Genomic DNA, 6,365 nt, shown 5'->3' with positions numbered 1-6,365 from the left:
AAAAAATTAGGCGAAATAACGTTAGTACACAAATTATTTTATTGACACCAAATGTTGATTATAAAAGAATATTCAATGAACACCTCGAACTATTAGGTGTTATTGATATAAAAAAGTCATTAGCGGGATTTACTAATGACATTAGTGGATATCTAGATTACTTTTTAATATCGAAAAGGTGCACTAATCTCCATGTACATGTAAACTGTACTTGAGGTTATTTTTTTATCATCCTATTAAATAGTTTTTTCGATATTTTATCGTAACAAACGTTTATTTATGGATGTTATAACAAACAAAGCTCAAATCTGGAACTTTTGAAACAAGGATGTACTTTTGTATGGAATAAAAATCGATTTATATATCACAATGATAAATAAAGAAAGCTAAAAAGACTTATCTCTATAAAATATAGAGATAAGTCTTTTACTTAAGTTCTATTTTAACCTATAGTAGTTGTCAGTTTAAAAGGCTCTGTTATTTTGTTTCAGTCATAATAGTATTGATAGCTGTGATTAATTTCTTTTGTTTGTACTCAGGCAATGCTTTTAAATTATCAATAAGTTTTACCAAATCGCTATCTTCTTCTTTTAGTGTGACATCAAAGAAAGTCGGGATATCCACATCTAAAGCTTTCATAATTTTTTCAAGAGTTTTGATTTTAATGTTAGGTTCTAGATTTTCAATTTTATAAACGTAATTTGTTCCCAATTCAGCTTTTTCTTCAAGCATTTCCTGAGTCATTCCCTCTTTTATTCGTAAGACTCTAATACGTTTACTGATATATTCTTGTAGATTTGACATAAACCACCTCGCAGGTTAATTTTACAACCATAAAAGGTTGGTTATAACACCTTGTAAGGTTAAAAACAACTTTACAAGGTTGTTTTTAAGTTATATAATGTAAACATTACAATATAGGAATTGTATAATTTATTGAAAATTAAAGGAGTTTTAGCGTTAATGGAAAAGAAAGAAGCTATAAAGGTATTAGCCAGTGTCTCTACAGTGATTGCAGCGACCGGACTAACGTCTGTAGTGAATGCTAATCAACAAGAAGACCTAAAAACGGAATTTGATGCTTCAAGTTCTAAAGTAACTGTTCAAGCTCTTAAAGAAGCCGAGAACAAGCAAAGTGTAGCGGTACAATCAGTAAACGCTCAACAAGATGTAGTTAAGAAAGCCATCACTGAAGAAGAAATAGCTGAAAAAAATGAAGCTACGGCTAAGGAAACTATTGATGAAGCTCAAATTATCAAAGACAAGGCCACTCCTGTTGAAATTGACAAAACTAAACAAAGTATTAGTGAAACAGAATCAGCAATCGAAAATCAAGACGTTCAACTTCAGAGCGCTCAAGCTGAGACTGCTAAAGCTCAAGATAAAGTTAACAAACAAACTGAAATTGTTAACAGTGATCAAACAAAAATTACTACTCAAGAAACTAATGTAGCAAATGCTAAAGCCGATGTAGAAACTGCTCAAAAAAATCTTGATGGTAGAGGAGCTAAAGAAATCATCTCAGAACGAGATAATGCTCAAACTGATTTGGTAACAAAAAAGGATGCTGAAGCTAATGCCAAAAGCAAGCTAGAAGAAGCACAGAAAGCTGATGTTGATAAAAAAGCTAAACTTGAACAAGCTGAAAAAGATGAAAAACTCCAAGCTAAAGCTGTTGAAGACACTTCTAAAACTTTGAGTGATGCTGAAGCTAAGGCTAAACATACTAAAGAGCAACTCGACAATGCTAATATTGCTGTAACTAATGCTCAAGCAGCACTTGACGGTACAGGAGCTAAAGAAATCATCTCAGAACGAGATAATACTCAAAGTGATTTGGCAACGAAAAAAGCTGCTGAAGCTAAGGCTGAAAGCAATTTGAAAGAAGCTCAAAAAACTGATGCTGATAAAAAAGCTAAAATCCAATCATTGACAGAAACCTTGACAGCTCAACAAAATGTGGCTTCGAGAACTTCAACGGAATTGACAGCTGCTATAGCTGTTGCAGCTGATGCTAAGTTTAAAAAAGAAGAAGCAGACAAAGCTGTAAAACGTTTGGGAGATAAACTAACTAGTTTAGAAAATCTTAGCACTATTGAAATTCCAGAAGAAGTTGCAAGTGCTTATCGAAACTTCTATGAAGATAAAACAGAAGCAAACAAAGATAAGCTCTTCGATGCTGTTCAAACTTGGTGGGATAACCGTGATTATAGCAAGGAAAACAACTATCCTGTTGACGACACTGTAATTAATGATCTTAGTGATTTAACAAAAGAACAAATTGCTAACCTCTCACTTTATCAAGCAGGATTGATTCAACAAGTGCGAAAAATTATCTGGGGTGATTCTGAAATTCTTGTGACAGAAGATGTTGTTACAGCAATGAAGAATATCACAACTGCTTATTCGAATATGTCAAATCCTGATGGCGACCACCTTTTTAGTGCTCTAACTAATGATGGAACTGATACTACGCATTGGAAGGCAGAAAACCTCGGTTACATCAAAGCTAAACCAACTACAATGTCGGCTTTGTATAAAGGTATTTATAAATCTATTATCAATACTTTTGGTAGTGACTACAATCAGAATTATGCCCATGTTATTACAACAGTTGGAGGAAAACCTGACTATAAAAACGGTAAGGTTATTCCAAATTATATTGGTGCTGCAACAAGCGTAACACCAGAAGGTCTTGGATTGATGCATGAAATTCATTTCAATCACACTTCGTCAGATACTGATAAAATATTAAGTAATCCATTTGACTCTTCGGTTGTAAAAACTCAACTAGCTGACGCTAAAGCTGTTCAAACTTCTGCGGATAATGCTAACAAAACAGCCCAAAACCGATTAACTACAGCATCAGTAGCAAATAAGGCAGCTCAGGATGCTGTATCTAACACAACAAAAACTTTGAACGCACTCAAAGCAATTGCTGACCTCATACCTGATGCCAAAGCTAAGTTGGATGAGGCTACTGAAGCACGTAAGAACGCTGAAACTCGTTTGAACAACGTTCAAAAAACAATTGACAATCTTAACACTGATGTTGCTACTAAAACTAAAGCTCTTGCCAATGCAAAAATAGCACAAGAAAAAGCTAACAACGCAAACAAAGTCGCTAATGAAGAATTGAATTCTGCTCAGGTTAAAAATAAACTTGCTAATGAAGTACTCTCAGAAACTCGCAATAAAATTGCTTCACTCAAAGCAACTGCTGACCTCACACCTGATGCTAAAATCAAATTGGCTGAAGTGACTTCGGCGCGTGAATTAGCTGAGCTAAGATTAGTCAAAGCTCAAAAAGCTGTTAATAATCTTAACTCAGATGTTGCAAGTAAGACTAAAGCTCTTTCGGATGCTAAAGCAACACTTCAAAATGAAGAAGCTAAGTTGGAAGAACTTAAAGCTCAAAAAGCTAAAGATGAAAAAGAACTTGCTTCTCTTCAAGAAACAGTGAACGCTTTGAAAGTGAATGAAGTTAAAATCAAAGACGAGATTAAATCTCTTAAAACTAAACTTCAAGAAACAAAAGATTATCTTAGTAAACTCGAAAATGCTGATAGTAATTTAGAAAAAGCTAAAGTTGCTTACAAACTAGCAGTAGAAAAACATAAAGAAGCTAAATCAGTTCTTGATAAAGAAACTGAAAAACTTAAACAGTTGCTTATCAATAAACGTGATGCAGTAGCTCAATATGAAGCTGTAAAAGAAGCTTATACACAAGCTCAAGTAAAAGCTCAATATGAAGCTATTGTTCAAAAAGGTGGAACTCCTGTTGCTATCCTTGATGAAAATGGCCAAATAGTAGGTTATAACTCTTCAGTTTCCCGAGATGTCAGGACTGCTGTCCGTACTATTACCGATAATGTCGTTTCGAAACATGGCGTACCGATCTATCAAGCATCATTACCTGAAACAGGTGAAGGTGAAACAGCGGTTTATACGCTTTCAGGAATTACGTTTCTTGCTTTAGCAGGAGTGATGAGAAAGAAGAAGTTATAAATTACAGTTTCTAAATTGCTTTACTGAGTGAGAAGTTATGGCGTAACTGAAGATTCACTGCCTTACTTTAATCAAAATTACTTCCATATTCTATAGAAGTTGAGAATAAAAATAGGAGAATATAAAATGAAAAAAGTATTAATTATTGTTTCTGTTGTTGTAATCGCACTTGCAGGGATTGGAGTTGGAGCATATTTCTTAACACGTGAAAAGTCTCCGGAGCAGCAGGTTGTGGGGACTTGGTACGATGGTGAAAATGATGTAACGATTGAGTTGAAATCAAATAAGAGCCTGAAAATTACAAAAGAAAGTGGAGAATCTAGAACAGGTACTTGGCGAATTGCGGGTGATAAAATTAAGTTTACGGCAACAAGTGGTCCAAAAGCTGAAGGTGAACTTTCAACAGGAAAGATTGAATCTATTTTCTTTGAATTCACTAATACCAATGTGAGTTATGCACTCCACGATGCCACCTATGAAAAACAATAAATAGTTATAGGACTCTTATGAAGATTGATTGTACTCTTCAACGGAGTCCTATTTTGCTGAAATAGTTTTTGCATATAGAATCTTCCAAATAATATTGACTTATTGAAAGATTTACTAACTATTGCTATCCTATATTTTAGTTTGATCAACGTTAAGTTGTAGAAAATTTGCTAATGAGTAGTGGTGGGTAATCAAATCAAAACATTTAGCGGAAATAAACATATTGAAAGAACAGGAGAATTTAATATGAAAAAATGGATACTGATATCGCTTTTAAGCCTGAGTACTTTGACCTTGGTTGCATGTGGCTCTAATCAAATGAAGCAGGTAACACAGCAATCATCTTCGTCTAGTAAGCAATCATTAAAGAAGAATAGACAGGAATCATTTCAAACGGTCTTAGATCGTTATAAATCTTATCAGCAAGCAATAAATAGTGGTGATGATAGTCGTTTAACTGAAGCCTTAAAACAGGTCGAAGCTACATCTGAGGAATATATGCTCATTGATAATTTAGGGCATTCGGGAACGTCAGTTGATTTTCAATATGCGTTCGTAGACTTAGATAAAGATGGACATGACGAGTTATTGATTGGTAAACAAGATTATATTTCTGCAATTTATTATCTAAAAAATAGTCAACCTACTTTGTTGCATGTAGCTTATGCAGCACCTGTTGGTGGAGCACGTTCATCTCTCACTGCTTATGAAAACGGTCAGGTGGTATTTGCTGCCTGGCAGTCATCGAATCCGGAAGTAAGCCTAAGTTTATACAAAGTTGAAGCTAGTGTCCCAAATAAGGAAAAAGAAACTACGATACAAATGAATGATAAGAAGAAAATCGAAGATGAATTAGGTATCTCGTCTACGGCTTTGAATCTCAAAAACTTAAAGTGGGAATCAATTGATAAAGGTTCAATGACTTCTTCAAAAGAAAGTGATATGAAATCTTCTAGTCAAAGTGAGAATATTAAGTCAGAAACTGGTTTTCAGGTTCGTGTGCAAATATCGGATTTGGAAATACGCAAAGAACCGAGAGCTAAGTCTCAGTCTCTGGGCAAGATATCTCAAGGTATTCACACTATTGCGGAAACAACAAATGCAGAAGGTTACACTTGGGGGAGATTACAATCTGGTCAAGGATGGATTGCTCTTGATTATACGGAACGAATAGAAGGTGAGAAAAAAACTCAATCGGAATCTAGTGGTATGAACATCCAAGAAATTCAAACAGGTAATTTTTCAAGTGTTAAAGGATCTTGGAGAAATGAACAAGGAAATAGTATTACTTTTGATGCCAATGGCTTGATTCAAGTTAATGGCAAACCTGCGGGTGATGTAGTTTTTGATAAGTTCGTCGTAAAAGGAGAAAAGCTCACAGCCGTTACAAAAACATCAGAAGGTATTAGTGAGACACCAATTGTATTTACTCCGTCGGGACAAGATGGAAGAGAGTCAATTATTCTTTCGATACACAGAAGACCGCACAGCTACTTATTACTATCTCTTGACAGAAGATGATAGTCTTGTGGCCATTGGAGATTTTGATAATAGTAATCATCCTGCACGTTTCTTTTTAAGTAACGATGAATCGCATTTTGATGAGCTGGTTGATACCATGCCACCTTATATGTTGCCTGGAATAGAAGAGGTGATCTATGTAGGTGGTCGACAACAGCGATTGGCTAGAGAATTGTATTGTGTCGCTTGCCAGGAACGAGTCAGTGAGGATGGTGGGGTACAATTTGGTGAAGTACTTTTAAGTGAGCATAGGCATGACGATCATAAAGCCCTTATTTAGTTTCTGATACTGAAGTTATTCTTGAATATAAGAAAAGCAAAAGCACCATTTTAATTTGGTGCTTTTT

At 34.9% G+C, this 6,365-nt stretch carries 5 protein-coding genes; 4 read left to right on the top strand and 1 reads right to left on the bottom strand.

Going from position 1 to position 6,365, the window contains the following annotated elements:
• Nucleotides 1-477 precede the first annotated feature (477 nt).
• Entirely contained in the window at nucleotides 478-804 is a 327-nt protein-coding gene (locus HMPREF9425_RS05260; RefSeq protein WP_003097338.1) for a helix-turn-helix domain-containing protein, read from the bottom strand.
• 159 nt (nucleotides 805-963) lie between these two features.
• Here HMPREF9425_RS05260 and HMPREF9425_RS05255 point away from each other — a divergent pair, with 159 nt between their 5' ends.
• The 4 genes from HMPREF9425_RS05255 to HMPREF9425_RS05240 all read left to right on the top strand — a co-directional run bounded on the left by HMPREF9425_RS05255 (nucleotide 964) and on the right by HMPREF9425_RS05240 (nucleotide 6,298).
• Complete coding sequence (locus HMPREF9425_RS05255; RefSeq protein WP_003097336.1) at nucleotides 964-4,008, top strand: SEC10/PgrA surface exclusion domain-containing protein; 3,045 nt, start codon at nucleotides 964-966, stop codon at nucleotides 4,006-4,008.
• A gap of 126 nt (nucleotides 4,009-4,134) precedes the next feature.
• On the top strand, nucleotides 4,135-4,497 hold the full coding sequence (locus tag HMPREF9425_RS05250) for a hypothetical protein (RefSeq protein WP_003097334.1): 363 nt from the start codon (nucleotides 4,135-4,137) through the stop codon (nucleotides 4,495-4,497).
• Nucleotides 4,498-4,680: 183 nt separating this feature from the next.
• Nucleotides 4,681-6,018: a DUF6287 domain-containing protein gene (locus tag HMPREF9425_RS05245; protein WP_248687982.1), complete on the top strand. Its 1,338-nt coding sequence runs from the start codon at nucleotides 4,681-4,683 to the stop codon at nucleotides 6,016-6,018.
• Nucleotides 6,005-6,298 (top strand): hypothetical protein, encoded by a 294-nt coding sequence (locus HMPREF9425_RS05240; protein WP_003097332.1) that lies wholly within the window; start codon nucleotides 6,005-6,007, stop codon nucleotides 6,296-6,298. The genes HMPREF9425_RS05245 and HMPREF9425_RS05240 overlap by 14 nt, the downstream gene beginning before the upstream one ends.
• Nucleotides 6,299-6,365 lie beyond the last annotated feature (67 nt).

The organism is Streptococcus vestibularis ATCC 49124, assembly GCF_000188295.1.
Lineage (GTDB): Bacteria > Bacillota > Bacilli > Lactobacillales > Streptococcaceae > Streptococcus > Streptococcus vestibularis.
The sequence above is the reverse complement of the archived record's forward strand: the minus strand, read 5'-3'. Positions and strand labels throughout refer to the sequence as shown.